At 43.0% G+C, this 26542-nt stretch carries 25 protein-coding genes and 1 pseudogene; 3 read left to right on the top strand and 23 right to left on the bottom strand.

Going from position 1 to position 26542, the window contains the following annotated elements; all coding sequences use genetic code 11:
* Positions 1-4: 4 nt before the first annotated feature.
* The 7 genes from ABHC48_RS05550 to ABHC48_RS05520 all read right to left on the bottom strand — a co-directional run bounded on the left by ABHC48_RS05550 (position 5) and on the right by ABHC48_RS05520 (position 8465).
* The gene (locus ABHC48_RS05550; RefSeq protein ID WP_118582300.1) at positions 5-1315 is read right to left on the bottom strand and encodes an alpha-L-fucosidase; all 1311 of its coding nucleotides are present in this window, start codon (positions 1313-1315) and stop codon (positions 5-7) included.
* A gap of 82 nt (positions 1316-1397) precedes the next feature.
* Positions 1398-2252 (bottom strand): carbohydrate ABC transporter permease, encoded by an 855-nt coding sequence (locus ABHC48_RS05545; protein WP_148461675.1) that lies wholly within the window; start codon positions 2250-2252, stop codon positions 1398-1400.
* 19 nt (positions 2253-2271) lie between these two features.
* Positions 2272-3207, bottom strand: a complete 936-nt coding sequence (locus ABHC48_RS05540; protein WP_226815371.1) for a sugar ABC transporter permease — start codon at positions 3205-3207, stop codon at positions 2272-2274.
* Positions 3208-3290: 83 nt separating this feature from the next.
* A complete protein-coding gene (locus ABHC48_RS05535) occupies positions 3291-4571 on the bottom strand; it encodes an ABC transporter substrate-binding protein (protein ID WP_195699068.1) in 1281 nt (426 codons plus the stop codon).
* A 178-nt stretch (positions 4572-4749) separates the two neighbouring features.
* Positions 4750-6009: an ABC transporter substrate-binding protein gene (locus ABHC48_RS05530; RefSeq protein WP_195699069.1), complete on the bottom strand. Its 1260-nt coding sequence runs from the start codon at positions 6007-6009 to the stop codon at positions 4750-4752.
* Entirely contained in the window at positions 5993-6748 is a 756-nt protein-coding gene (locus tag ABHC48_RS05525; protein ID WP_118582288.1) for a response regulator, read from the bottom strand. The genes ABHC48_RS05530 and ABHC48_RS05525 overlap by 17 nt, the downstream gene beginning before the upstream one ends.
* Positions 6723-8465 carry a histidine kinase gene (locus tag ABHC48_RS05520; protein ID WP_195699070.1) on the bottom strand — a complete coding sequence of 581 codons (1743 nt, stop codon included), beginning with the start codon at positions 8463-8465 and terminating at the stop codon, positions 6723-6725. Before ABHC48_RS05520 ends, ABHC48_RS05525 begins: the two co-directional genes overlap by 26 nt.
* 258 nt (positions 8466-8723) lie before the next feature.
* On the opposite strand from ABHC48_RS05520, the gene nagB reads away from it, so the two are divergent.
* On the top strand, positions 8724-9449 hold the full coding sequence (gene nagB, locus ABHC48_RS05515; RefSeq protein ID WP_173718210.1) for a glucosamine-6-phosphate deaminase: 726 nt from the start codon (positions 8724-8726) through the stop codon (positions 9447-9449).
* A 105-nt stretch (positions 9450-9554) separates the two neighbouring features.
* Here nagB and ABHC48_RS05510 read toward each other — a convergent pair whose 3' ends face one another.
* The 5 genes from ABHC48_RS05510 to ABHC48_RS05490 form a co-directional block, all read right to left on the bottom strand.
* Complete coding sequence (locus ABHC48_RS05510) at positions 9555-10889, bottom strand: ATP-binding protein (RefSeq protein WP_187565461.1); 1335 nt, start codon at positions 10887-10889, stop codon at positions 9555-9557.
* On the bottom strand, positions 10886-11572 hold the full coding sequence (locus ABHC48_RS05505; protein WP_187565460.1) for a response regulator transcription factor: 687 nt from the start codon (positions 11570-11572) through the stop codon (positions 10886-10888). The genes ABHC48_RS05510 and ABHC48_RS05505 overlap by 4 nt, the downstream gene beginning before the upstream one ends.
* Positions 11573-11869: 297 nt before the next feature.
* Complete coding sequence (locus ABHC48_RS05500) at positions 11870-13639, bottom strand: Na/Pi cotransporter family protein (RefSeq protein ID WP_195699071.1); 1770 nt, start codon at positions 13637-13639, stop codon at positions 11870-11872.
* A 407-nt stretch (positions 13640-14046) separates the two neighbouring features.
* A complete protein-coding gene (greA, locus tag ABHC48_RS05495) occupies positions 14047-14547 on the bottom strand; it encodes a transcription elongation factor GreA (protein ID WP_173718207.1) in 501 nt (166 codons plus the stop codon).
* A 131-nt stretch (positions 14548-14678) separates the two neighbouring features.
* The gene (locus ABHC48_RS05490) at positions 14679-17558 is read right to left on the bottom strand and encodes a TetM/TetW/TetO/TetS family tetracycline resistance ribosomal protection protein (protein ID WP_195699079.1); all 2880 of its coding nucleotides are present in this window, start codon (positions 17556-17558) and stop codon (positions 14679-14681) included.
* 500 nt (positions 17559-18058) lie between these two features.
* Here ABHC48_RS05490 and ABHC48_RS05485 point away from each other — a divergent pair, with 500 nt between their 5' ends.
* Entirely contained in the window at positions 18059-19279 is a 1221-nt protein-coding gene (locus tag ABHC48_RS05485; RefSeq protein WP_195699072.1) for an iron-containing alcohol dehydrogenase, read from the top strand.
* 171 nt (positions 19280-19450) lie between these two features.
* Complete coding sequence (locus ABHC48_RS05480) at positions 19451-20830, top strand: aldehyde dehydrogenase (RefSeq protein ID WP_195699073.1); 1380 nt, start codon at positions 19451-19453, stop codon at positions 20828-20830.
* Between the two features lie 225 nt (positions 20831-21055).
* On the opposite strand, the gene ABHC48_RS05475 is transcribed toward ABHC48_RS05480, so the two are convergent.
* The 11 genes and pseudogenes from ABHC48_RS05475 to ABHC48_RS05425 all read right to left on the bottom strand — a co-directional run.
* Positions 21056-21409, bottom strand: coding sequence for a hypothetical protein (locus tag ABHC48_RS05475; protein ID WP_226854289.1), 354 nt, complete (start codon positions 21407-21409; stop codon positions 21056-21058).
* 246 nt (positions 21410-21655) lie between these two features.
* Positions 21656-21907 (bottom strand): annotated as a pseudogene (locus ABHC48_RS05470) (AAA family ATPase); the annotation flags it as partial.
* A complete protein-coding gene (locus tag ABHC48_RS05465) occupies positions 21843-22028 on the bottom strand; it encodes a hypothetical protein (RefSeq protein ID WP_226854288.1) in 186 nt (61 codons plus the stop codon). The gene ABHC48_RS05465 and the pseudogene ABHC48_RS05470, both read right to left, overlap by 65 nt.
* 244 nt (positions 22029-22272) lie before the next feature.
* A complete protein-coding gene (locus ABHC48_RS05460; protein WP_226854287.1) occupies positions 22273-23070 on the bottom strand; it encodes a YhfC family glutamic-type intramembrane protease in 798 nt (265 codons plus the stop codon).
* Between the two features lie 19 nt (positions 23071-23089).
* The gene (locus ABHC48_RS05455) at positions 23090-23392 is read right to left on the bottom strand and encodes a hypothetical protein (protein WP_008121271.1); all 303 of its coding nucleotides are present in this window, start codon (positions 23390-23392) and stop codon (positions 23090-23092) included.
* A 9-nt stretch (positions 23393-23401) separates the two neighbouring features.
* Entirely contained in the window at positions 23402-23608 is a 207-nt protein-coding gene (locus tag ABHC48_RS05450) for a helix-turn-helix transcriptional regulator (protein WP_003865061.1), read from the bottom strand.
* The gene (locus ABHC48_RS05445) at positions 23605-23934 is read right to left on the bottom strand and encodes a DUF6442 family protein (protein WP_005608366.1); all 330 of its coding nucleotides are present in this window, start codon (positions 23932-23934) and stop codon (positions 23605-23607) included. Before ABHC48_RS05445 ends, ABHC48_RS05450 begins: the two co-directional genes overlap by 4 nt.
* 214 nt (positions 23935-24148) lie before the next feature.
* Positions 24149-24520: a TnpV protein gene (locus ABHC48_RS05440; protein ID WP_173769856.1), complete on the bottom strand. Its 372-nt coding sequence runs from the start codon at positions 24518-24520 to the stop codon at positions 24149-24151.
* Positions 24521-24867: 347 nt separating this feature from the next.
* A complete protein-coding gene (locus tag ABHC48_RS05435; protein ID WP_187565457.1) occupies positions 24868-26079 on the bottom strand; it encodes an ATP-binding protein in 1212 nt (403 codons plus the stop codon).
* 148 nt (positions 26080-26227) lie between these two features.
* The gene (locus ABHC48_RS05430) at positions 26228-26386 is read right to left on the bottom strand and encodes a Maff2 family mobile element protein (protein ID WP_226854286.1); all 159 of its coding nucleotides are present in this window, start codon (positions 26384-26386) and stop codon (positions 26228-26230) included.
* Positions 26387-26407: 21 nt separating this feature from the next.
* The coding region (locus ABHC48_RS05425) for a DUF4368 domain-containing protein (RefSeq protein ID WP_215691481.1) at positions 26408-26542 on the bottom strand (135 nt) is incomplete at its 5' end.

The raw sequence follows: 26542 nt of genomic DNA, 5'->3' as shown, positions 1-26542 counted from the left end.
TCTTTTACTCCTGTCGCAAACGTATTTTTAAAACCGTATCTTTTTCATCTGGCAATGGATAGGTAAATACCGGATCATCTCCGAAGGAAACAAAGGCCACATCCGGATACAGCACCGTATTCCATGCTTCCCCTCTGTTCACCTCACTGCCGTCAGCAAGATATGTAACAGATTCCAGCTTATCCGGGCCGATTCCATACAGCGGAAGTGCTCCAAGCGGTGTCTCATAAACATGAGCATAAATGATGTCACCTTTCTGGGTATATCTTCCCCAATCCGGCTTTTCCAATTTGGAAATTCCGCATCCGTAAATGCTCTCCCCATTTTTTTTCATCCATTTTCCAACTTCTGTGAGAATCTGAACACTCTCCTCCGGAATATTTCCACGGGCATCTGGTCCCACGTTCAGGATCATATTTCCACCCTTGCTGGCACATTCCACCAGCTTTCTTACAAGCATCTGAGGGGTCTTATACTGATGGTCGAAATTGCAATATCCCCAATGATTATTCATAGTGGCACAAAGTTCCCATGGAATGGGTTCTCCCTTGTCATCACATACTCCTTTTGGAGGAATGATCTGCTCCGGACTTGCAAAATCACCGCTGTAAATCAGTGGTTCCTCTGTTGTAATGCTGCCATGGTTATCCCCCGCACCTTCCAGACGGTTGTCAATGATCACATCCGGCTGATACTTTCGAACCATTTTGATCAGCTCTGTGGCTTTCCATTTTTCTCCGGTCATATCGTCATAGGAAAAATCGAACCATAGAAGATCCAGCTTGCCATACCCTGTTACAAGTTCCTTTATCTGGCCATGCATATACGCAAGATATCTGTCAAAATCAATTTTTTCATCTTTATATGCCGGATTGTTTCGCATAGGATGCTGCCTGTCTCCATATTTAGGAAAATCCGGATGATGCCAGTCGATAATGGAAAAATAAAGACCAACCTTTAATCCTTCCTCTCGGCATGCATCTACAAATTCTCTTACCAGGTCTCTGCCTGCTTTTGTGTTTGTTGACTTGTAGTCTGTCAGTTTAGAGTCAAACAGACAAAATCCGTCATGGTGCTTTGCTGTAAGTACCACGTACTTCATGCCTGCTTTTTTTGCCAGACGAACCCATTTCTTCGGATCATAATCCACAGGATCAAACTGATCAAAATACTTACTGTATTCCTCAATTGTCATTTCTTTCTGTGACATCATCCATTCACCGCATGCCGGAATGGAGTATAATCCCCAATGAATAAACATACCGAATCTGTCTTCCATAAACCATTTGGTGCGCTGTCTTATTTCCTCATTCATGTTTCTATTCTCCTGTCTTCTTCATTATATCAGAAAATTTTGTATATTCAGCATTTTTATCAAAAAACTTTCATTTCACCTGTCAACCTTTCACGGCTCCGCCAGACAGTGCCTCAATAAAGAATCTGCTGAAAATACAGTACAGAAGCACAGGCGGAAGAATGATAATCACCATAGCGGAAAAAAGTCCGTTATAATTGGTGTTAAAGGCTGTTGTGAAAGTAGACAAAAGCGCCGGTACTGTCAGCTTTTCCCTTGTGATCAGCACAAGAGAGGCCCAGTAATACTCATTCCAATTATTCAAAAATGCAAGCACAGCTGCTGTCATAATTCCCGGACGTGCAATTGGAAAAATTACTTTCATCCAGGTCTGTACATACCCACATCCATCAATTCTCGCCGCCTCTTCCAGCTCTCTTGGGATATTGTCGTAATAGTTTTTGATCACAAAAAAACTCACTGCAATTCCACTGCAGGAATAAATTAGGATCAGCGCAGATCTTGTATCATATAAATGCAGGCGGTTTACCAGATTATATACCGGATAAGTAAGGGCTGTGGCTGGGATAAACATGGTGGAATACAAAAGTACATTTACCAGTGCTTTTCCTTTGAATTCCATTCGCGCCACCACATATGCAGACATGGAAATCATCACCACACTGATCACCACGGAAACACCTGCGACAAAAAGACTGTTTCCAAAATATCTCATCACATGTAAATCTTTAAATGTGGAAATATAACCATCCAGACAAATGGATTCCGGAAGCTGAAAGCCAGGTCTCGCCATAGGATCTTTTTTCAGGCTGGATAAAACCAGCCAGCCAATGGGAAGCAACGACACGATCAGCGCCCACGCAAGACAAATGTAAGTCACGATCCTGGTTCCCGCCGGCATACTATTTACACCTTTCAGGGTATTTGTTTTTTTCATATTCATCCTCTTTTCCTTCTTATTCTTTCTCTTTCCTGAAAGAAATGCTGTATACAAAATTAATCACCAGAATGATCACCATCCCAGCCAGGATCTGGATCATTGCCACTGCATTGGCACGTCCAAACTGGGTTCTCGGACTGGTAATGGCAAGCTCGCGGATAATGTAACTGATACTGTAGGTTCCTGCAGCTCCTTTTGTCAGGAAATAAACCTCGTTATAAAGAAGGAAGCCGGAGGTTGCAGCAAGAACGGATACTGTTTTTAAAGTTCCTTTGATCATAGGGATTGTAATATACCAGTCCTGTCTCAGACCGCTTGCCCCATCCAGCATAGCTGCTTCTCTTACCTCTTCCGGCACTGCCATAATATTCCCCAAAATCATTAAAGTTGTAGTTCCTGTAAAGAAAATATAGGCACAGGTCATGGCCACAAAAGCCGGTCCTTTCAGAAGTAGGATATTATCCCTGAACTCTTTGTTGAAAAGACGAATGATCGGGTTGATAATTCCATAAGAAGGGTTGTACAACTGTAAAAATACAATGCCCATAGCGGCAGTTGAGATCATATTCGGAATAATATAAACATTTCGTACAAATTTAATACCTTTTACCTTTCTGGACAGGGCCAGAGCGATCAAAGCAGCAATGGGAATCTGTACCACTGCTCCAAGAATGGCCCAGGTAGTTGAATTTTTCAGTGCTTCCCAGAAAAATGGATACTTGTTAAAAATATAATCATAATTATCCCACAAATTGCTCCAGCCGAAAAACTCCGGACTAGTAATATTGGTATAATCCCATTTGCAGAAAGAAGTGATAAACACCGTAATAATGGGATACAGATAAAATACGCAAAATGCGATCAGGGTAGGCGCAAGAAACGCTATAATAAATCCTTTTCTCCGCGTACCCAGCTTATTCTTTCTTTTTTTCGCAGCATTCTGATTTTCCAAATTCATACCTCCAAAAAGGGAAGAGATTTCTCCCCTCCCTCTTCTATTTCATTCATAGTTTCTGTTCATCACAGCTGTGTGCTTTAAGCCACCAACGCGATCAGCTCTGTCTGAAGTGCTGCAAATCTTGCATCAATATCTGTTCCTGATACCGCACACTCCATCAATGCATTGATGATAGCTTTGTCCACGTCAGATCCCCAGGTATAGTTCATGTCAATCACTACAGTATCAGCTTCATTTACCTGAGAGCAAGCCTGTGCAAGCTTTCTTGTAGCTGCGTCATCACTCTCTTCTGCAAGTGCGTTCAAATCAACTGTTGTGTTACATGGATTTGCCTGTACGCCAGTGAAGATTTTTTCTTGAACCTCAGCACTTGTCATATATTTGATAAACTCAAGTGCCAGCTCTGTTTTCTCATCACTCATGTTATTTGCCACAGCAAGTCCGCCGCCTGCAGAAGCGATTGCAATATTTCCAGGGAATAAAGCAGGCTCAATGGCATCTGTTAAAGATGCATCAATTCCACTTGCATTCCATACACCATTGAAAAGGACACCAGCCTTACCATTTGTATTAAATTCTGCCATAAGATTTCCGTTATCATCTGTAGTATGCTCAGAACCATTTGCCTGATCCAGATTTGCAGCAGTCTTAAATGCAGCTGCAAATTCCTCTGAATTGATGGTGTCCTCTGTCAGCTCAGATTCCAGCATTTTCTTTCCTTCATCTGTAGAAGCCATAACTGTGTTTACAATATAGCTGGAGCCCTGTCCTGCAATATATCCGTACACATCCTCGTCCAGAGCACGGATTTTTTCCATTGCTTCTCCAAAAGAATCCCAGTCTGCAAACGCCTCCTCTGTAATTCCGGCTTTTTCAAAAATATCGGAATTATACCATAAGCCACGGCTCTCAATCTGATCATGCACTGCATAAATATGACCATCCATATCATGCTGTGTATAGTTAAGACCAACTGCATCCTGCAGACCATTTTCATCGATATACGGTTTCAGATCGTATACCAGATCCTGGGAAAGTGCTGCCTGCGGAACTCCGCCACCGCCTACATCTACCAGATCCGGGAAGGAACCGCCAGCAACCTGTGCACTTACAATGTCATCTCTGTTTTCTACAGCGATTGGTTTGAATGTAACTGATCCATCAGCATGTTCCTTTGCGAACTCATCATAGATATCCCTCATAACCTGAGCTGCAGCCCACTCGCTCTCATCCTGGTAATATCCATGGTAAAATTCCAGAACATCATCATCATCTGCATAAGCAGTCGTTCCAAATCCAACCAGTGCAGTAGTCCCCATTGCTGCTGCCAGTAAAACACTTACCATTTTTTTCTTCATTACAAAAATCCTCCTTCATAAATTATACGTCTTTGCTTTAACTGTCCTTATTTTACCCTTGTTTTTGGTATTTTTGAATGAATCCCATTTGCAATTTACAGGTATTTATTGACATTTTCACAATAAAAATAAGGAAAATATTTACCTGACGGCAATATTTTCCTTATCTTTATTTTCCCTATTTATCTATTTTCATTTCACCCAGCTGCCGGGTAAAAGCTTCCGGTGAAATTTTACCGGTAAGCTCTCTGAAAATGTTTTCTGTAAAATAGGCTTTCTGTTCATAAGTCCACAGATTATCCGGAACTTCAATTTTATCCTCTGCACTTAACACCAGGGAAGCAGCCTGAAACAGCCGCGGCATTTCCTTCTCGTAAGAATCCAGAACTACCTGCTTATTCGCCGGAATCTGCTCTGTTTCCTCCAAAATCCGCGTCTGCACCTTCTTGCTTAGCATATATTTCAGGAACCGGATGGAAGCCTCCTCTTTCTGTTCGTTTCCACTTTTTCCAAGCACATAACCAAAACAGGCAGATTCGCAAGACAGATTCTTCCCGGATGTAGTTGGAAGCAGTGCATACTTGGCATTAATGTTTTCGGAAATCATGGAAGCGCCCCATACGCCATTCACATATATGGCAAGCTTTCCTTCATTGAACAATCTGGTCTCATCCAAATAACTGTATTCTGCATTTTCGGAGGTGGAATATACATAAATTTCCTGCAGCCGTTTCAATACCTCTGAAATTGTACCGATATCGTTTCTGTCCTTTTCTGTACCTTCTTCCAGAAGCATATGATCCATAAAATAAAGATAGCCCTCCGGAGATGTCTGAAGCGAAGCAATTTCATTATTCTCACGTTCCGACCATTTCCAGATTTTGTAGCACATACCGCGAAAAGCATCCCAGGTCCTGGGAATTTCCTTTACGCCAGCTGCGTGCAGAATATCTTCATTATACCAATAACCACCACTTAAGGACAAAACATCTGACACTGTAAACAGCTCCCCTTCTTCTGTGGTCCAATAGTTCAGATTGGTCTGGGAAATATTGGAGGCAAACTCTTCATCTTTTTTCACATAGGGCATAATATCCAGCGCCATATCATTTTCTACAATAAAATCATAGGTTGTATTCTGTCCCATACCGCTGAAGGTAATCACATCCGGCATATCTCCCACCATGATCATGTCCTCCACCTTACGCAGCATTTCCTTTCTTCCTGGCATGGAGATCAGCTGCACCTCAATGTCCGGATTCTCCTTCTGAAATCCATCGTAAATATCCCTCATAGCTACATGATCTTCACCTGTTCCACCCCATGCATGAATCATTGTGATAGTTACAGGCTCTTTTTCTTCTTTCCCGCAGCCTCCAAGGATCAGACTCCCTGCTATTCCGATACTAAAGAAAAGGCCTCTAATTTTTCTCTTCATGTTGTTCTCTTTTCCTGAATTCTTTTGGTGATACCCCGGTTATCTTTTTAAACATTTTTGAGAAATAACCAGCATCTTCCACTCCTACCGCTTCTGAAATCTCATAAGTCTTCATCTCTGTATTCTGCAGATATTCTTTTGCCTTTTCCACCCTTTTCATTAAAATCTCATCAAACAGATTCACACCTGTTTTATTCTTATAATAACGGCTGAGATAGCTGCGGTTCACATGCAGGGTATCTGCAATATCATCCAGCGTGATCTTTTTGCGAAAATTTTCTTCCAGATACTGTTCAATCTGATCAAGCAGTGATTCCGGTTCTTCTGCCTTCGTATGCTCCTGGATTTCGATCTCCTTTTTCAGTCTGGATAGCTTTCCAATTGCTTTTTCCACTGCCAGTGGAAGTTCGTCTATAATGGAAATCTTAAGCACATACTCACATACACTGTATTTAATGGCACGTTTGGCATACTCAAAATCTGAATATGCGGTAAGGATGATCACCTGGGTTTCCGGGCAGGTTTCGTATACATATTTACATACTTCTAATCCGTCAACACCAGGCATCTGTATATCTGTGATCACAATGTCCGGCATTTCTCCCCGGATCTTCTCCAATAGTTCCTGTCCATCACTGACTACGCTCTCCAAAGAACAGTCCATTTTTTCCCAATTTATCAGTTTCTGCAAAGCCTCTCTGATGTATCCTTCATCATCGGCTGCTATCACTTTCCACATAATTTCCACCTCTTTCAATTGGAACTGCAATTTCTATTTCCGTTCCCTTTCCCGGTTCACTCCAGACCTGAAACTTGTAATGATCTCCATACAGGATCCGGAGCATTTTCTTTGTATTTTCCCAGCCCACATGGGTATGAGGAGTTTTTTCTTTATTTTCCTCTGCCTTCGTCTGATTCCGACAAACGCCTACTCCATCATCTTTTACCCAGATGTAGAGCATTTCCCTTTCATATAAAAGGACCTGCAGATTTCCTTTTTCACGCTTTGGTTCCAAACCATGTGAAACTGCATTTTCCACCAGTGGCTCAATAAGAAGACGGGGAATCAGATCTTCGCCGATTTTTTCATCTTCAAGCTTCACCTCATAAGACAGTTTATCCTGGTAACGGCTTTTCTGCAGATATAAATAAAACTGAACTATTTCCAGTTCCTCTTTTACCTTTATCTTAATCTCTTTTTCCCGGAATATCTTACCCTGCATCAGTCTGGAAAAAGCATTCAGTCCATCGTAAACTTCTTCGTTTCCAGCCATTTTCGCTTTCAGACTCAGCATGGCCAGAATATTAAACTGGAAATGCGGATTTATCTGGGACTGCAGATATTTTACCTGAGACCTGGCTGCCACAATTTCTTTTTCGTAAACCTGAGTGATCAGATATTCAATCCTGTCTGCCATCTCATTAAACACGATTCCCATGTCATGAAATTCCTGAATAGAGGAATCTTCCATTCTGGCATTCAGATCCGGTTTTCCAAAAGCCTGTATACTTTGGATCATCCTGGTAACCGGTTTGGTGAAACGGTAGCTGATAGCATATGCAACCAGAAATGCAATTCCCAGTACCACAATAAGGCCCACAAGAACGATAAAAAGAGTGGGCTTCAAAATAGAAAAAATATTCCCATACCCTACTGAGATCACTGTACGTACTCCAAATCCACAGGAATTTCCATAACCAATCACCTTCGTACCCGCCAGGTCTTTTGTTCCATTCCATGAATTCTCAGAGGTCTGCAGCTTTTTCACCAGCTCCTGAGCTCCTTCTGAGGCAAGCAGCTGATCGTTTTTATCCAGGACAGCCCATCCTCCATTATGATACAGCTGTACCGTTTCCAGAACTTTCGCTACCGCACTCTGACTGATCTGCACGACTCCGATTCCTTTTTCCCTCATATTTTCATCATAAATTCTAAAAAAAATATTTAATTCATCTTTATCAGACAAACAGGCGTACTGGTCACTGGTACTTTTAAATTCCTGCTGCATGTTTTCGTATTTTCGCTTCTGTTCTCTCCCGGCAGCCAGTGTGGTGGCATAATAGTGCTCATAAATACATTCATTCCCATTATTAAACAGATAAATTCCAGTAACAAAAGGAAGCTGACGTTCCACCATATTCCGCTCTGAAAAAAGCTCCATGCTGTAAGAAAGCTGTGGTTCTATTTCCTCCAGGTCGTATTCTTCTTTCTGAAAAAAGTCATCCAGTACCGTATTATGACGTATGGCGATCACACTATCCTCAATAAACTGCATATGAGCCTCATACTGCTGACTGGTATATCGAAGTACATATTCAATATCTTCCTGTGTTTTCTGAAAGAAGAAAGAGAAAAAGACATAGAAAACAGCTGCACATACAGACAGTAAAGTACATACAGAGGTCAGTATCATCAGAAGTGTAAGTTCCCTTTTCAGAGTGTAGGTTTTTTTCATTTTATTTATCCCCAGGGTAAATTTCTATATTATAAATTCATTATAGGAAAAGCTTTCGAAACTTGCAATCAGTTTTCACCAAAAAAAGCAAAAAAAGCAGAAATATTTATAGCATTTCACCTAAATATAGGGTATACTGTTATTGTCTGAAAGAACAAGGGCAGGGGTTTTATGTGACAGCATTCTGATAATGCCGTTATTTTTTTGCACCTTGTTAAAGTGATTATTTTCACTTATTGACAAAGAAGGAGAGGTAAAATGAAAGTAATTAAAGTTAAGAATTATGAAGAGCTGAGCCGTACTGCTGCTACCATTATCGCCGGTGTTATTTTGTCCAAACCGGATTGTATCCTTGGACTTGCTACCGGTTCTTCCCCGGTAGGTACCTACGATCAGCTGGCTGCTATGTATGAAGAGGGAATACTGGATTTTTCCCATGTAAAATCTGTGAACCTGGACGAATATGTAGGACTGGACGGATCCAATGACCAGAGCTACCGTTACTTCATGAACAAGAACCTGTTCAGCAGAGTCAATATAGATATTAAGAATACCTATGTTCCGGACGGAACCAATCCGGATACAGAGGCCTGCTGCGAAGCTTACAATACACTGCTTAAGAATATGGGAGCTGCAGACCTTCAGCTTCTTGGAATAGGACCTAATGGTCACATCGGATTTAATGAACCAGACGACCATTTCCAGGCTGGCACACACTGTGTAGATCTTACAGAGGCTACCATCCAGGCGAATAAGCGCTTTTTTGCAAGCGAGGAGGATGTACCGCGCAAGGCAATTTCTATGGGAACCGGCAATATTATGAGCGCAAAGACCATTCTTCTTGTAGCTAACGGCAAGAACAAAGCCAAGGCTCTCGCTGCTGCGATCAAAGGACCTGTTACACCACAGTGCCCGGCTTCCATCCTTCAGTTCCATCCCAATGCAATTATTGTGGCAGATGAGGATGCACTGAGCGAACTGTAATTTTTTTATTTATGCTTATATAAAAAGGAGCTGCCTCAGTATGTTCCAAAAAGGCTTTCTGCAAGCTGTACGTCACAATTTGCAGAAAGCCTTTTTCAACACGCTCTAAAAAAGCAGCTCCATTTTTGTACCTTTTCCAAGATCGCTGTCCACATTGATCTGTGCATGATGTAAGGTTGCCCCGTGCTTTACAATGGACAGTCCAAGACCGGTTCCTCCGGTCTGCCGCGAATGGCTTTTGTCCACCCGGTAAAATCTCTCAAATATTCTTTTCTGTTCAGATTTCGGGATTCCGATTCCATCATCCTCTACTCGGTAAAAAGGATGATCCCCTTTTCTGCCTACATAAATATGAATGTGTCCTCCCGGATTGGTGTAACGGACAGCATTGTCCGCAATATTGTACAGCATTTCATATAAAACATGCCGAACACCCTGAATGTTGATCGGAATACCACAATAATCCAACGAAATGTTTTTCTTTTCCGCATGATCCCGGAGATTGTTTACCACATCCTTTGCCAGCTCATCAAGCTCCACACTTTCCATGGAGACCACTGCATCCTGCTGTTCATCCAGACGCGACAGCTGAATAATATCTGCCACCAGATTTCCCAGGCGATTGGCCTCCTTATAAATTCGTCCTGAAAAATCGGCAATATTCTCCGGTCTCACCATTCCATTCATCATCAGCTCCGCATAACCGGAAATGGACATCAGAGGTGTCTTTAACTCATGGGAAACATTTGCAGAGAATTCCCTTCTCACAGCCTCTGTCTTCTTCAACTCCTCCAGCTGGCTTGCAATTTGCTTATTCTGCTGATCCACCCGCATCAGCAAAGGGCGGAGTTCTTCGTAGCACACATTCGAAAGAGGATGCTCCAGATCCAGATTGTTCACCGGCTCAATCAGATTCTTTGTCTGTTTTTGTACCAGCACGATCTCTACCAGAATGATTAACAGCATCAAAAGTCCCAGCCAGATAAAACTGCTAAGCAACGTATGGAACACACTGTCTGTTGTTTTTGCCAGGCGGAGAATTCTGCCATCATTCAGCTTTACTGCATAATAAAAGGTCTGGTGCGACAGGGTTTCCGAATAACGAACGATTTCTCCCTGTCCATTTTTCATAGCCTGGACAAATTCCGGACGGCTGCTGTGGTTTGGAAGCTTTGAAGCCTCTGCCTCATTATCATAGAGCACATTTCCCTCTGAATCGGTGAGCGTAATACGAGTATCTGTGGTTTTTCCCACATTTCCGCTTAAATATGCTTCTCCAACTTCTTCTATCCCCACTTTTACATATTCTGCTTCATCCCGTACACCCTTTTTCATGGTACTATTATACTTATCATACATCACAAAGCTGGCAGCTATAAAGGTAAGGATAACCGTGAGAATGATCATCACACTGGTATGACTTAGGATTTTCTTTTTCATCCCTGAGTGCCTCCTTTATCTGCCATTCTGTAACCTACGCCGCGGACAGTTTCGATCAGTCTTCCAGTATCCCCAAGCTTCTGCCGCAGGGTCCGCACATGTACATCCACAGTTCTGGTTTCCCCGTCAAAATCATAGCCCCATATATGGCACAAAATCTGGTCACGGGTCATAACGATTCCTCTGTTTTCCATAAGATACAGAAGAAGTTCAAATTCCTTGCGGGTAAGCTCCACAGGCTGATCATCACAGTATACCTGATGACGGCCCGGGAAAATACGAAGTTCCTCACAGCTAAACTCTCTGTCATCTCCGTGACGGCTGCTGCGCCTGAGCACAGCCTTCACCCTGGCTATAAATTCCATCATTCCAAAGGGCTTGGTAATATAATCGTCTGCACCGGCTTCCAGGGCACGGACCTTATCAAATTCTGCTTCCTTGGCAGTTACCATAATGATTGGAATATCTCTTGTTCCAGAGGATTTCTTCAGTTTTTCCAGAATGGAATATCCGTCCTCTCCAGGAAGCATAATATCAAGAAGAATCAGCTCTGGTTCCTCTTCTGCGAGGGCTTTCCACAATTCCTGGGAGTCTTCTAAACCCCTTGCATGAAATCCGGTCGTCTCTAATGTATATACTAACAGATCACGGATGTTGTTATCATCTTCAACACAAAAAATCATTTTTTAGTATTCTCCTCCCATGTCTTACCTATTTTTTACATTACCTGTAAATCATCATTATTTCTTAGTATACGTACTTTTTTCCCCTTATACAAGTGCACAACTGTAAAGTCACGGTAAAAAGCAGGAAAACAGGTTACCGTTCACGACCTGGCCAGTGACACGCTTCGCGATGCACAGAAATCATGCATTCGCATGTTTTCGCGCCGCAAAAATTATATTACCAGTCGCTGCCTCCGGAAATAATTCTCACAGGAATTTTTCCAGAGCAGCAACTGGCAACATCTGCTCTCCCGGTTACGGAAGCATATAGTTCACACGGGCAACCTCCAGTTCGTGATGGAAATGTTCTCCCGGTGCATTTTTTACAGTGTCAAGGTGACTGTGGGTATCATAAAGATCCTCATGCACCTGAGTCACACAGACTCCGATATTGGAACAATGATCTGCGATTCTCTCCAGGCTGGTTGTAATGTCAGAAAGCACAAATCCCATCTCGATTGTACATTCTCCGGCACGAAGACGATTTACATGGCGTCTTTTCAGCTCACGGCTTAGTTCATCGATCACTTCTTCCAGAGGCTCAATTTCTTCGGCTGCTCTCAGGTCCTGGTTTGCAAAAACGCTATACGCTTTTTCCACAATATCCGACACGGCTTTTTCCATAATGTGAAGTTCCTGCACTGCCTTGTCTGAAAAGCGGGCATTTTTTTCTGAAATTTCCTTTGCAGATTTCATAATGCTAAGTGCGTGGTCGGAAATACGTTCAAAATCTCCGATACAGTGAAGCATAATGGACAAGCTGTGGCTGTCTTCCAGAGAAAGATCTTTCTGATTCAACTTGATCAGATAGGTTCCCAGTTCGTCCTCATAGCGGTCAACCTTTGCTTCAATCTTTTCCACACGGAAAGCTGTCTCCTCCTGGAAATCATCCAGCAAGCCAAAGGAAAGGTTCAAAGCGGTTTTGGACTGCTCTGCCATTTTCCTGGCAGCTGTTTTGCTCTGCTCAATAGCAATACCAGGATTGCTGAGAAAACGGGACTCCAGGATCATAAACTCCTGATCTTCTGCGGAAATAACTTTCTCCTCTTTTGTATCACGGACAGTTGCACATGCCATTTTTACAAGCATATCTCCAAATGGAAGAAGTACAAGTGTTGCAATGATGTTAAAGGCACTGTGGATCACTGCGATGCCGGCAGGACCTGCCACTTCTTCAATGAAAGAGAAATGTAAAAATCCATTCAGCACATAGAATACAACCATAAATGTAACAGTTCCTACAATATTGAAGTACAGATGAACGATTGCTGCACGTTTTGCATTCTTAGTAGCACCGATTGAAGAAAGCATTGCTGTAATACAGGTTCCAATATTCTGTCCCATGATAATCGGAAGCGCTGCTCCGTAACGGACTGCACCAGTTATACAAAGTGCCTGGAGAATACCAACAGAAGCAGATGAAGACTGAATAACAGCAGTCAGAAGTGCACCGGCCAGCACACCTAAAACAGGGTTGGAGAACTTCAGCAGGATATTTGTAAATTCCGGTACCTCTGCCAGAGGTTTTACGGCACCGCTCATGGTATTCATACCGAACATCAGCACTGCGAAACCAACCAGAATGTTTCCAATGTCTTTCTTCTTTTCATCATGAAGGAAAACAATAAAAATAACTCCGATCAATGCCAGAATCGGTGAAAATGAGTTTGGGTTCAAAAGTCTTACAAAGAAATTGGAGCTTTCAATTCCAGCCAGGCTAAGGATCCATGCAGTAACAGTAGTACCGATATTTGCTCCCATAATAAAGCCAACAGCCTGGGACAGATGCATGATTCCCGAGTTTACGAAGCCGACTACCATAACTGTGGTTGCCGATGAAGACTGAATGATTGCGGTAACTGCTGCACCGACCAAAACTGCTTTCACACGGTTAGATGAAAGGTTTTCCAGAATCTTTTCCAGTTTACCGCCGGAAAGCTTTTCCAGACCGTCTCCCATTACCTGCATTCCATAAAGGAACATCGCCAGTCCGCCGACCAATGTCAGAATGCTAAAAAAATCCATTACGTTTCCTCTCCTTTTTATCCTTTTAAAAGTTTATTGGGTTCTTAATTTCTTTTGTTTGCAAAACCAATATAAGTGGGCTATGTAAAGTTTCGGGTGAGAAGAATGTTAAATATATGTAAAATACTTTACAATCTTGGATTTTCTTATACCGAAAAAATGTAAAGCCAGGCTGTTGAAAATGTAAAATATTTGTTTGATAGTTGATTTTACCGTATTTTCCAAATTTTACATTCAAAAAAATCCCCCAGGAAACATGAAGAATAATTTTACAATTATCGTTGCATATCTCATGAGGGATTTTTATATAATACGTGTAATGATTCAGTATCTTCACTGTTACACACTTCGCGGAATAACATCATCAGACTCGTTCTAGAGCATGTTTGAACAAGGCTCTGATACTTTTAAAATCCTCGGATTTCCTCTTCCTCTGAATGAGTTTTATCGATGGAGCGGATTTCCAGAAAATAGCTGTAATTATCATTTACCTTTACTTCCACTCTGTCGCCAATCTTATGTCCTTTCAGTGCCATGCCAATTGGAGAGTCAATGCTGATTCTGTTCTCCATGGAATTTCCCCGGATGGAAGTAACAAGCTTATATTTCTCAATCTCATCATCTTCCTCGAAATAAACTTCTACAATATCATCCATTCCAACCTCGTCACTGCTGGATTTATCAGAAACGATGGTTGCTGTTTTTAACATATTTTCCAGATAACGGATACGGCTCTCGTTCTGGTTCTTGTGACGCTTGGCCGCGTAGTATTCAAAATTCTCACTTAAATCACCCTGGGCACGTGCTTCCTTTACTGCTTCAATTGCCTCTTTACGGACAACCAGCTTACGGTGCTCGATTTCCTGTTCGATTTTCTCTACGTCTTTTTTGGTGAGCTTCTCTCTCATTTTTATACATCTCCTTTATAGCTGCAACACCACTTTGCACACCACCTTAACAGATGGCAAAGAGTTTGTCAAATTGCCAATGGAAAACATTAATTCCAATAATGCTATTGTTCACTCCATGAACAGAAACCCTATAATTTCTTTTTCCCCAGTCGGACTTCTTCCATCAGCTTCGCAGTCTCAGCATCTGCATGATCAAAAAGATAGGTATGACTGGACTGGCGGTGCTGATGCCATTCCTGGCGGAGCTGCTTTCTGGTCTCTTCGATTTCTTCTTTCAGACCTCTTGCGGAAATACGGTTGGCGCCCTGACCCATAATGATAATCTGTTCCAGTCCGTCTGAAGTAGCAACCGTTACCTGATGCTGTCTGCCGATTTTGTGAACTGTTTTTTCAATATATTGATCGGCAGTCTCCGCTTCTTTTGTGTAAACCACATGAATATTGTGATAAGTAAGCACTTCCTCCTGGTGTCCCTCCACCTTGTAAGCATCAAATACAAGAATCAAAGTACATTTCTTATATCCCTGATAATTACTTAAAATATCCATCAGCTTCGTCTGTGCTGCACGGACATCCGCATCTGCCAGTTCTTTCAGCTCCGGCCAGGCAAAAATAATGTTATAACCATCCACAAGAAGGTATTCTTCCTGGTCTTTTTTTGCAGAAGAACTGCTGCCAGAATAAGATAGGGCACTTACCACTTTTTTATAAGAAGACACGCGGTCTCTTTTCACCGGACCAAAGGTACGCTCAAAAATGGCCTGAAGTTCTTTGTCATCCTCATAGCTTCCACGGTAGGCAGATTCCGGCGGCTGGTAACCACTTCCCGCACGGCTTCCACTTCCAGATGTATTTCTGGCAGTTCCTGTACTACCAGCTCCACTGCGTGCTGAATTTCTGGCACTTTGAGCAGTATCGTCTCCACTTGCAGGATTTCCAAAGACTGACGCAGCATCCTCCCATTCTTCCTCGCTGAGATCATCCTCAAACTCTGCCATAATTCCAGTATCCAGGTGCATATACTCTTCCACTTCATACCATGGCACCACAAATCCAGCTCCATGGGCACAAAATACAGACCCGGTAGGATTATCCAGATCCCTCTCAGAATCGTAGCCGATCTGTTTCACGATCTCATCTTGATTTTTACAAGGCTCATATCCTTTTAAACTGCAGAACAGCCTTCCCATTCCCCTTGTATAAGAAACTACTTCTTTCTGGTAATCGCGCATAGTCGAAACAGGCGCTTTTCCCTTCAAAATAGCGGTATTTTCCTCTGTCTCCATAGGAAGAAGAGTTCCCTGCATTTTCTGGATATCATTCATTGCACGACCAACAACCTCCACCGGCACTTCCAGCCGAAATTCATAGTAAGGCTCCAGCAGAACATTCTGTGCTTTCTTAAGCCCTTGACGGATAGCCCGATAAGTAGCCTGACGGAAATCTCCGCCTTCTGTGTGTTTCTGGTGGGCCCGTCCGGTAAGCAGGGTAATCTGCATATCTGTGATCGGTGCACCAGTCAGCACTCCTCTGTGTTCCTTTTCTTCCAGATGGGTGAGGATCAGTCTCTGCCAGTTCCGGTCCAGCACATCCTCACTGCAGGCGGTAAAAAACTGCATTCCGCTTCCTTGCTCCCCTGGTTCCAGAAGAAGGTGAACTTCCGCATAATGGCGCAAAGGCTCAAAATGTCCCACACCTTCCACAGGTGCCGCAATGGTCTCTTTATATACAATATTTCCCGTTCCAAAATCCACAGCCACATGGAACCGCTCCCAGATCAGCCTTTTCAGGATTTCGATCTGCACGTCTCCCATGAGCATGGCGTGGATTTCTCCCAGCTGCTCGTCCCATACAATATGAAGCTGAGGATCTTCCTCTTCCAGTTCTCTCAGCTTCTTCAGCATCTGGTGCACATCGCAGCCTTCCGGCAAAATAATCTGATAGTTCAGTACCGGCTCCAGTACTGGCATATTGGAGTTCTCTGTCACGCCAAGTCCCTGTCCTGGAAAAGTATGGGAAAGGCCTGTCACTGCGCACACGGTTCCCGCGGGCACTTCTTTCACCAATTCAAATCTGGCGCCGGAGTAAATCCGGATCTGGTCAGCCTTTTCCTCCCACACGTCCTCTCCTGCTGCCACATTTCCCTTGCTGGTAATAAGAAGTTCTTTTACTTTCAGTGTCCCGCCTGTAATCTTCATATAGGAAAGACGGTTTCCCTGATCGTCTCTGGCGATCTTATAAACCTTCGCACCAAAAGCCTCAGGATATACCGGACATCTGGTGTACCTGTCCAGTCCGTTGATCAGCTTCTCCACCCCTTCCATTCTCAGTGCAGAGCCAAAATAGCATGGAAAAACCTTTCGATCTGCGATCAGACCGGTAATCTCTCTCCTGGATACTTCTCCTGTTTCCAGATATTTTTCCAGCAGTTTCTCGTCACACATAGCAAGGCTCTCCAGAAATTCCTCAGAAAATTTATTTTCCATCAAATTCTGCTGTTCTTTTTCACCAGCCGGTAATTCCGGTTTCAAATCTCCATCAGCATTTTCATTTTCTGAAAAATCCATGCAGTTCTCATTCAGCCTTTTTTTCAATTCGGTCAAAAGTGCGTCGTGGTCTGTTCCCTCCTGATCCATTTTGTTCACAAAAATAAATGTGGGGATCTGGTACCGCTCAAGCAATTTCCATAAAGTCACCGTATGTCCCTGCACACCATCTGCACCGTTAATCAAAAGCACTGCATAGTCCAGAACCTGCAAGGTACGTTCCATCTCTGCAGAAAAATCCACATGCCCAGGCGTATCCAGAATGGTAACTCTTGTTTCCGGGAATTCCAGCACTGCCTGCTTGGAAAAAATCGTGATTCCCCGCTCGCGCTCAAGGGGAGAGGTATCCAGATATGCATCCTTGTGATCCACTCTTCCAAGCTTTCGTATCTTGCCGCTTAAATATAAAAGTGCTTCTGACAATGTAGTTTTTCCTGCATCTACATGAGCCAGCAGCCCCATACAAATATTTTTCTTTATTTTCTCTGACTGTTCACCCACGAAAACGCCTCCTGTTGTAAAAATCTCTTGTTTCAGTATATCACAACAGAAGGCGCCAGTCGAGACACAGGTGTTTATTTCATTATTTTCAATAAATCACCTTATGGTTACTGTCCACTGGCAATGTTCCGCCAGGTGTTTTTACTATGCAAGTCCCGGACAGCAGCAATGAATAAACCATGCCTGCTTGATTGAATTCATGGCTAGGGGTTCGGGCCAGAGCATGTTTGAAAAAGACTTTCTGCAAGATATATGTTGCAATTTGTTTTATAATAAAATTGTTTTATCTTTACAATATTTGATAACATGGTATAATTCATACGTGATAAAAAAAGTACAATAATAAAGTAATTATTCCACAAAGCATGTAGCTGTGAAGGTACTGAACAATTACACAATAGAACCGATTGATGCAACGTTATATTTTAGAGCGTGTATCAACAGAAAGTGAGAACTTCCATATGAATCCCTTAAAAAAAATATACTGTCGGATTTTTCAGAATGTATTCAAATTTGCCCTTCCATTCCTGCCATACCGAAATCCTGAGATCATCAGCAGTCTGAAAGCCGTTCCCGATGTGCTGAAAAAGAAAAAATGTAAAAATGTGCTGATTATTACAGATGCAGGAATCCATAAGCTTGGTCTTACAGACCGCCTTGAAAAAGTGTTGACAGACAGCAGCATTCCCTATATCCTTTATGACAAAACAGTAGCAAATCCTACCACTGTGAATGTGGCTGAGGCACTTGAACTTTATCATGAAAATAACTGTCAGGCCATTATAGGCTTCGGCGGAGGCTCCAGTATGGACTGCGCCAAGGCAGTAGGTGCCAGAGTCGCCAAACCTCATCAGTCTCTTGCAAAGATGAAAGGAATCCTGAAAGTGCACAAAAAGCTTCCACTTCTTATCGCCGTTCCAACCACTGCAGGAACCGGAAGCGAAACTACACTGGCAGCGGTAATTGTGGACGCCGAAACCCGGCATAAATATGCCATCAATGACTTCCCGCTGATTCCCCGATACGCTGTGCTTGACCCCAAGGTCACATTAAGCCTTCCACCATTCATCACCGCTACTACAGGTATGGACGCACTCACCCACGCAGTGGAAGCTTATATTGGTAATTCCACTACACCAGGCACTCGTAAAAATGCCCGGGATGCAGTGCAGCTGATTTTCGAAAATCTGGACACTGCTTACACCGACGGAAGCAATAAAGAAGCGCGCCGGAATATGCTCCGCGCCTCTTATTTCGCTGGCTGCGCTTTTACAAAATCCTATGTAGGCTATGTACATGCAGTTGCCCATTCTCTGGGAGGACAATACAATGTTCCACATGGACTTGCCAACGCTGTACTTCTCCCTTATGTTCTGGAAGCTTACGGAAAAACGATTTATAAGAAGCTGGCAGCCCTTGCTGTTGCTGCCGGGGTTGCCTCCAAAGAAACACCGGAAGAAGAAGCCGCATTAAACTTTATCCAGGCGGTCAAAGACATGAAGGCCCGCTTCGGAATCGGCGATACCATCCCGGAAATCCAGGAAGAAGACATTCCGAAGCTGTCACACTATGCGGACAAAGAGGCGAATCCGCTGTATCCGGTACCGGTACTGATGGATGCACAGGAGCTGGAGAAATTTTATTATATGCTGATACCGGCTAAAGAAAACACAGTGCAATAAAAAACTAAAGCGTGTTTGAAAAATACCATATTGTCACCTTTATAACATTACATTCGGTAATCTCAATTTAAATAAGATAGTTTTGAATTACCCCCTTTATAGCCTTTTACATTATGTAAACTATATTTCAAAACATCAAATACATTATAAATAATCAGAAAGGACTTTCCCATGACCCAGGAAGCAATCCAGGAAATCATCCGCAAGCAGCGGAACTATTTTTATACAGGCGCTACCTTAAACATTGACTTTCGCATCACTGCCTTAAAAAAGCTGCAAACCTCCATCCAGTCCCACCAGGAGCAGATCAATGCTGCCTTGAAGTCAGACCTGGGAAAAAGCAGCTTCGAGAGCTATATGTGCGAATCCGGTCTCGTTCTCAGCGAGATTACCTATATGCTGAAGCACATCCGCTCCCTTTCCAGAGAAAAAACCGTGCACACCCCACTTGCCCAGTTCCATTCCAGAAGTTACAGGAAGCCGTCCCCATACGGTGTCACCCTGATCATGAGCCCGTGGAACTATCCCTTCCTGCTTACCTTTGATCCGCTGGTAGACGCCATCGCCGCCGGAAACACTGCAGTATTAAAACCCAGCGCCTACTCTCCTGCCACCAGCAATATCATCTGCGAGATCGTCCGTGAATGTTTTCCGGAAGAATATGTGGCCGTTGTTATGGGTGGACGCCAGGAAAACTCCTGCCTTCTCCAGGAGCACTTTGACTACATCTTTTTCACCGGCAGCCAGGCTGTTGGAAAAGAGGTCATGCGCCATGCCAGCGAGCACCTCACTCCAGTCACCCTGGAGCTTGGGGGAAAAAGCCCCTGCATCGTAGATAAATCTGCAAATATCAAGCTTGCCGCCAAACGTATTGTATTCGGCAAATATCTGAACTGCGGACAAACCTGCGTAGCACCTGACTACATTTACTGTCACCGAGAAGTGAAGGATACGCTTCTGAAACAGATCCAGAAACAGATCCGTAAGCAGTTTGGCAAATCCCCTCTGGATAACAAAAATTACGGAAAGATCATCAACGAAAAGCATTTCAACCGCATTCAGAACCTGATTGATCCTGCGAAAGTCATCTGCGGCGGAAATGCCCGTCCCGAAACTTTACAGATTGAACCTACAGTCATGGATCAGGTAACCTTCGAAGATGCCGTAATGCAGGAAGAAATCTTCGGACCGGTAATGCCTGTCCTTACTTTTGATTCCATAGAAGAAGTAATCCGAAAGGTAAATTCCATGGCTCATCCTCTGGCTCTTTACATTTTTGCCCAGGAAAAAGCCATCTGCGAAAAAGTCACCTCTGAGTGTGGCTTCGGCGGTGGCTGTATCAATGATGTGATCATTCACCTCGCCACCAGCGAAATGCCATTCGGCGGCTTCGGAGAAAGCGGTATGGGAAGCTATCACGGCCAGAAAGGCTTCGAAACCTTTTCCCATTACAAGAGCATTGTAGACAAAAAGACCTGGATTGACCTGCCGACGAGGTATCAGCCTTATAGACGGATTTATGATAAGCTGATCCATATTTTCTTGAAATAAAGTGTTACTATTACTTCGGCTCGTTGCTCGCGTAAATAAAAATAAGGAGGTCGAAACTATGTGTTTTAATTTCAATAGCTGCACCGAATTATTTAATGCGATTTGCAAAATGTTTAACATTGGTTGTTAATTAATATGACAAAAGAGCCGCATTTTTACTATGAAAGTTCCAAGTCCAAAGTTGACATGTCCCTTTCGTAAAAATGCGGCTCAATAACAATTAATCTACTCCCTAATCCTTTCCACAATACTTCCATTCCAACCTGTGAGATCACTGTCCATAAAATTGGATACAATGGTTCTTGCAGCCTGGCTGTCCAGCATGGTCACAACACAAAGGTACACAGACAAACTGGCAGCCAGAGACAACAGTACCATAAAAGTCCTCTTCTTATCTTTTGTGAACTGTTCCCCGAAAAGTCTTGTGAGCAAATTTCCCTCTCCTGCTTTTCTTATTTTTGATGCGTTATGAGAAGGACGATAGCCAAGTGCCTCGATAGGCGAAACAGCAGCTTCCATTTTTGCAGGTTTCCGGCTGGCAAGAAAGATGGTAATTCCAACACCAGGCTTGTCATGCACCTCCGGTTCACAGTAAAATCTTGTAAAAATCTGTGCCTGCCGCTCTGGTGCAATCCCTTTTCCATAAAAGCCGCCCCCAAAACTCCATATCCTGACTTTTTCAAAGAAAAACAGATTGCCTGGTTTAAATCATAGTCGTCTTGCATATAAGGAAACCCGCCGTCCCTGCTAATCTGTCACACGGGTTCGATAATACTGCGTTCCCTTCATACTCACCGTACCATAATCTGGAAGCATCCTTCTTCTTGGTTCTCCATTTGAGAGCAGGGCGGCGATTGATAACATTAACTTGCTTTTCCCATCGCCGGAATCGCCCTGCAACAGAGTAACCTTGCCAAACGGAATATACGGATACCACAGCCATTTCACTTCTTTCGGCTCAATTTCGCTTGCCTTGATAATTTCAAGAGGTACAGTTACATTCATTTCATTTTCAATCATTTTCATAGTTCTTTGTTCTCCTTTTCGATAAATATTTTGGGCAATGCACCACAACACAGCGAAAACTCTGCTTACAGTCATTCCTGCATTTTCTGCAAAGTTCGTTGTAGGTAATGCGGTTTCGATCATTCAGAAACAACGCCCACTCTTGTTTCCGTTTCTTGCTCATTCTCGGCATATCAATCCACCTTTCCGTTTGAAAATAAAAACCACAGGAAAGATACATTAAGCCTTGTTTGTGTCATTTCTCGGGGCGAAAATCAGGGAAAATTTCCTTTCTAAGCCTTTCAAAAAATTGCAAAGTGTTTGTACTAACCTGTGGTTGTGTATGAAATTGTGGGTTTGGGATAACAAAAAACACCGTATTTCTACGGTGCGTTCTGTCAGATATATTCTGTTTTATGATAGCAGAAAACTGGAATTCACAGTTCTTCCATCCTTCCCATCTTCAGCGCCATAACAAGAGTTCCGGCTGCCATCACAAAGACACCAATTTCAATCACATAGATGGGAAGAAGCGCCGGACCTGCCACGGCAAAGAAGTCCACGATAAAATGAATCCCATATGCAAGAACCGCTGTAAAAGCCGCTGTCCTGCATTTGCCTGCCTTTACCGCCCGGTAGATCAGCAGTGACAACCCGATATGCAGAATGATGGCACTGATTCTTTCGATTCCGCTTACAAAAAAGAGTGGTGCCGGTGTTGTCCATAGGGCCGACAGCTGTGACACGGTCTGGTTTGCAGACTCAGCAGGAAGTGCCGCCAGCGTATTCTGCATGGCTCCGCTGTTGATCATCAGCATGGACACAAGATTGCTGATTCCGGAGAGTCCTCCAATTAGAATGGCCTCTACACCGCCATGCCCGATTCCATACATCAATGCATTTGGAAAATCCAGCCATTTCTTCATCCAGAACTTCATGGCAATCAGTCTTCCGGTCTCTTCAAAAACCGCCGCAGCCAAAGCCGCGTACACATAGTAAAGCCATGGCCTGCTCTGTGCGTTCAGTCCGCAGAACTGAATGACAAGAACATGCAGCTGCTGCTCCAACAGCATGGCAAACAGCAGATAGGTTCCTGCTCCGATAAAGAACGAGGAAATCCTTGCCTTAAGCTTCACCCTTCCTGCAATGAACAAAGCAATCGGTACCCCCATCGAGAGGACAACAGAGCAGATAACTCCCGCTATCGCCAGACCTGATATTGTGTTCAATTCCATCTTTATACCTCCCTGATTCTCAAAAAATTCCTTTATTGTATTTGAACTGTCCATACAATATAAAGCCTAATCCGACAATAACTGCTGGAAGAATGATATAATCTATAATTATTTCACTCCAAAACGAAACAATAAAACCTAATACAAGAGATATTCCTATAATCAGCGTTCCTGTGCCGACTGTTTTTCCATACTTTGGTATATCTTCTTCCTTTACTTTTCGCCTGTTATAAGAGTGAATTGTGCTGATATTGCCTTTGATATTTACAATTCCCACAACAGATATGAACACTCCCAAAATCAACATTATAATATTTTCCATAATGACCTCCTAAAAATAGAATAGTTCCTCAAATTTTTTGTCCAATGCAATACAAAGAATTAGAGCCAATTTTGCAGTTGGATTAAACTGTCCTGTTTCAATAGAACTAATGGTATTTCTTGATACCCCTACCATTTCTGCAAGCTGAGCTTGAGAAAGATTTGCTTCTGTGCGAACTTCCTTTAAGTGATTTTTCAGTTGTAATTGTTCTTTCATATTCTCACCTCTAAAAGGTGGCTAACAAATCCAACAAATGCCAAAATGGAAAGCACAAAAAACAGAACAGTCAAGACCAAATCGCTCTTTCGCTTCATTTTGATAAAACGAACTAACCATTGTGTTGCAATAATGCTGAAGTATATAACCCACGGACTGTAAATCATAGTATGAGCAAGCACAGAAGATAACAGCGAAAGCAAACAACACACTAAAGCACCAACTCTGCTTGCGTGACTTCCGGCTTGATATACCACTTCCATTTCAGCCAAGTCCTTATTGCGATGTTCTTTTCTGCTTGCATTTAAGATTTCGTCCTTTTTCATAAAAACACCTCCATGCCAAGTTTTCTTTGCATATTTAAATTATATACATACCAAGTTTTCTTGTCAATAGAGTTCATAAAAAAGTTACAACCGATATAAGAGATAACTTTTCTACCACTTCGATTATACTCACGACTTAATGACTTCTTGAATACTTGCCGAAAAAGAAAAACTGCCATCGGTTTGACAGCAGTTCTTCTTCGGTTGGTATCCGTTAGGAATACACAATATCATTCAATACAATCTCATCGGCACAGGCTCGAATGTTATTCATCAATCCTATCCATCTCATCATATCCGTTGCTTTCAGTTCTTCCGTTACACCCTGCTTCTTTGCCATTTCCTTTATCAGATATTCCGCCATATCACGAGCCGAAGTATCAATTTCGGCAAGGTGTTCATATAACTTTCCGCTTGTCAGCAGATTAAAATATAGCACACGCTTATGTTCCCTCAAATATCGTTGCCGCAACCGTCCGTATTTTGAAAGGGGAGGACTTTCCTCTACTATCAGGCAGGGATAATAGTAATCTCCGATGAGTTCGTATCGGATACCTGTTCTTTCGTCTGTAATAAATCTTTGCATAGTGTTTTCTCCTTTTGCTTCTTGTGGTAAAACTCCAATGATTTTTTGTTGTGGTTTACCTTTGTACATTCATCTGAACAGAATTTCTGCTGACTGTGTGTAGGCCAGTAGGTACTGCCACACACAGCACATACACGCTGACGATAATAGTGATTGAAGAACGGTTACTGCGCTGTTGCAAAATGCCATAAATGTGTACCTCCTTGTACGATGCGCCCTAATGGGCTGATGAATAGTGAATGTCCCCCTGCATGTGCACCTGCAAAAGGGCAAAAAAATAGCCAGGTCTCCCATTTCAATCAGAAACCTGGCTATGTAAAAAGGGCGGCTCACCGCCGCCCTCATCGTTAATATTCTGTGCTCAATAGAAAATCTGCAATGTGCATACTCTTAATGCCCTGGTAATTGCCTCCGGCAAATTCATCGGTTCTTAAAACATACTTCGGATAGTTATCCCGGATTTCCAGCAGCCGTTCATATTCGCGCTTTTCTGTTTTTTCGGATTTAATCTCCTGTGTGACCTGCACATACAACCGGTCATTCTGCTTCTGCGCCACAAAATCGACCTCACCATCCGGCGTTTTTCCAATCGTCACGGTATATCCTCGTCTGCAAAGTTCCAGATACACCACATTTTCCAGACTGGAAGCGACGCTGTCTGGTGTGTAGCCCAGCACGCTGTAACGCAAAGCGGTATCGGCAAGATAAAACTTCTCCTGCGTTTTCAGAATCTCCTTTCCGCGCAGGTCGTATCGAGAACAGCGATGAAGGAGATATGCTTTCTCCAGCTTTTCCAGATAGCTGTACACCGTTTCATTGTCGATAGAACGATGCTCTGATTTCAGATAATCAGAAATTGATTTTGCTGAGAATGAATTTCCCACATTCGCAAATGTGTACCGAACCACCCGTTCCAGCTGGTCGATCTTGCGAATCTGGTTTCTCTTTACGATATCCGAGAAAATCGTGGAATTATAGATATCCCGGACAATCGTATAAACCTCATCCTGTGAATACTCTCGCAGGTGTGTTGCAGGGAAGCCACCCAAGCGGATATAGTCTGCCAGTTCAGCATGGATATCCTTTACCTGTGTATACTGCTTTTTAAATTCCAGATATTCCTGAAACGAAAGCGTATAGATACGGAAGGAAACATATCGTCCGGTCAAGTAAGTCGCTATTTCCGAAGACATCATTCTGGAATTGGAGCCTGTCACATAAAGGTCAACATCATAATCCGTTGCCAGGGAGTTTACTACTTTCTCCCAGCCTTCAATTTCCTGAACCTCATCCAGAAAGAGATACGTTCTCCCAGTTGGCTTTAGCTTTTCTTTGACAGCCTTGAACATATCCTTCGTTGTCATATCCTCATAATCCATAGAATCGAAGCGCATGCTGACAATCCTCTCAGACGGAACACCATGCTCCTGTTGCAGCTTCTCCATGATCATTTTAAGGACTGTGGATTTTCCGCAGCGGCGAACACCCGTCAACACTTTTACAAAAGGTGTGTCGGTGTAGGCCATAATCTTATCGACGTAGAGCGGTCTGTCTATCATAGGAACCACCTCCATGGTTCCATAATACCGCAAGCGCATAAAAAAATCAATAGGTTTTGCGATTATAAACCGCAGCTTTCATTGATTTTCATTGACTTTTTCGGATTGTGTCGAATTCTGTTTCTTTGCAGTTTCAGAATATCGTAGTTTAACCAAAAAGTCCAGAAAGCAGCGGCACCAGAGTCGTGCCGATCAGTGCCACGCCGCCAGCCATCAGCTGTTTCATGCCCTGAGACTTTACTGATGTGCGATAAAGAAGTAATAGGAGTGTAAAAAATTTTGCCGTTCCTATCCGGCACTTGCGCATTGTGTCGGATAGGTCGGGCGGTTATTCGGGCAAGTCCACCTTGCCAACAAAAGAATAATAAATCTCAATGTCCTGTCTGCGGGTCTTGTTCTCGTCATAGCTGCACTCATGCACAACGATTTTCTCTACAAACTCCCGCAGCAGAGTAGGGGTAAG

The sequence above is a fragment of the Ruminococcus sp. 1001136sp1 genome (genome assembly GCF_039841815.1).
In the GTDB taxonomy this organism is placed as follows: domain Bacteria; phylum Bacillota; class Clostridia; order Lachnospirales; family Lachnospiraceae; genus Blautia_A; species Blautia_A faecis.
The sequence above is the reverse complement of the archived record's forward strand: the minus strand, read 5'-3'. Positions and strand labels throughout refer to the sequence as shown.

Excerpts from the sequence above, each read along its gene's own strand:
- ABHC48_RS05430 (WP_226854286.1), bottom strand. The coding sequence starts at position 26,386 with ATGCGCAAGTGCCGGATAGGAACGGCAAAATTTTTTACACTCCTATTA.
- greA (WP_173718207.1), bottom strand. The coding sequence starts at position 14,547 with ATGAGAGAGAAGCTCACCAAAAAAGACGTAGAGAAAATCGAACAGGAA.
- ABHC48_RS05545 (WP_148461675.1), bottom strand. The coding sequence starts at position 2,252 with ATGAAAAAAACAAATACCCTGAAAGGTGTAAATAGTATGCCGGCGGGA.
- ABHC48_RS05500 (WP_195699071.1), bottom strand. The coding sequence starts at position 13,639 with ATGGATTTTTTTAGCATTCTGACATTGGTCGGCGGACTGGCGATGTTC.
- ABHC48_RS05535 (WP_195699068.1), bottom strand. The coding sequence starts at position 4,571 with ATGAAGAAAAAAATGGTAAGTGTTTTACTGGCAGCAGCAATGGGGACT.
- ABHC48_RS05455 (WP_008121271.1), bottom strand. The coding sequence starts at position 23,392 with ATGGAAAATATTATAATGTTGATTTTGGGAGTGTTCATATCTGTTGTG.
- ABHC48_RS05550 (WP_118582300.1), bottom strand. The coding sequence starts at position 1,315 with ATGAATGAGGAAATAAGACAGCGCACCAAATGGTTTATGGAAGACAGA.
- ABHC48_RS05490 (WP_195699079.1), bottom strand. The coding sequence starts at position 17,558 with ATGGGGCTGCTGGCTCATGTAGATGCAGGAAAAACTACATTGTCAGAA.
- ABHC48_RS05445 (WP_005608366.1), bottom strand. The coding sequence starts at position 23,934 with ATGAAAAAGGACGAAATCTTAAATGCAAGCAGAAAAGAACATCGCAAT.
- ABHC48_RS05510 (WP_187565461.1), bottom strand. The coding sequence starts at position 10,889 with ATGAAAAAGAAAATCCTAAGTCATACCAGTGTGATGATCATTCTCACG.
- ABHC48_RS05460 (WP_226854287.1), bottom strand. The coding sequence starts at position 23,070 with ATGGAATTGAACACAATATCAGGTCTGGCGATAGCGGGAGTTATCTGC.
- ABHC48_RS05530 (WP_195699069.1), bottom strand. The coding sequence starts at position 6,009 with ATGAAGAGAAAAATTAGAGGCCTTTTCTTTAGTATCGGAATAGCAGGG.
- ABHC48_RS05480 (WP_195699073.1), top strand. The coding sequence starts at position 19,451 with ATGACCCAGGAAGCAATCCAGGAAATCATCCGCAAGCAGCGGAACTAT.
- ABHC48_RS05450 (WP_003865061.1), bottom strand. The coding sequence starts at position 23,608 with ATGAAAGAACAATTACAACTGAAAAATCACTTAAAGGAAGTTCGCACA.
- ABHC48_RS05435 (WP_187565457.1), bottom strand. The coding sequence starts at position 26,079 with ATGATAGACAGACCGCTCTACGTCGATAAGATTATGGCCTACACCGAC.
- ABHC48_RS05465 (WP_226854288.1), bottom strand. The coding sequence starts at position 22,028 with ATGCCGAGAATGAGCAAGAAACGGAAACAAGAGTGGGCGTTGTTTCTG.
- nagB (WP_173718210.1), top strand. The coding sequence starts at position 8,724 with ATGAAAGTAATTAAAGTTAAGAATTATGAAGAGCTGAGCCGTACTGCT.
- ABHC48_RS05525 (WP_118582288.1), bottom strand. The coding sequence starts at position 6,748 with ATGTGGAAAGTGATAGCAGCCGATGATGAAGGATACATCAGAGAGGCT.
- ABHC48_RS05520 (WP_195699070.1), bottom strand. The coding sequence starts at position 8,465 with ATGAAAAAAACCTACACTCTGAAAAGGGAACTTACACTTCTGATGATA.
- ABHC48_RS05505 (WP_187565460.1), bottom strand. The coding sequence starts at position 11,572 with ATGATTTTTTGTGTTGAAGATGATAACAACATCCGTGATCTGTTAGTA.
- ABHC48_RS05485 (WP_195699072.1), top strand. The coding sequence starts at position 18,059 with ATGAATCCCTTAAAAAAAATATACTGTCGGATTTTTCAGAATGTATTC.
- ABHC48_RS05440 (WP_173769856.1), bottom strand. The coding sequence starts at position 24,520 with ATGCAAAGATTTATTACAGACGAAAGAACAGGTATCCGATACGAACTC.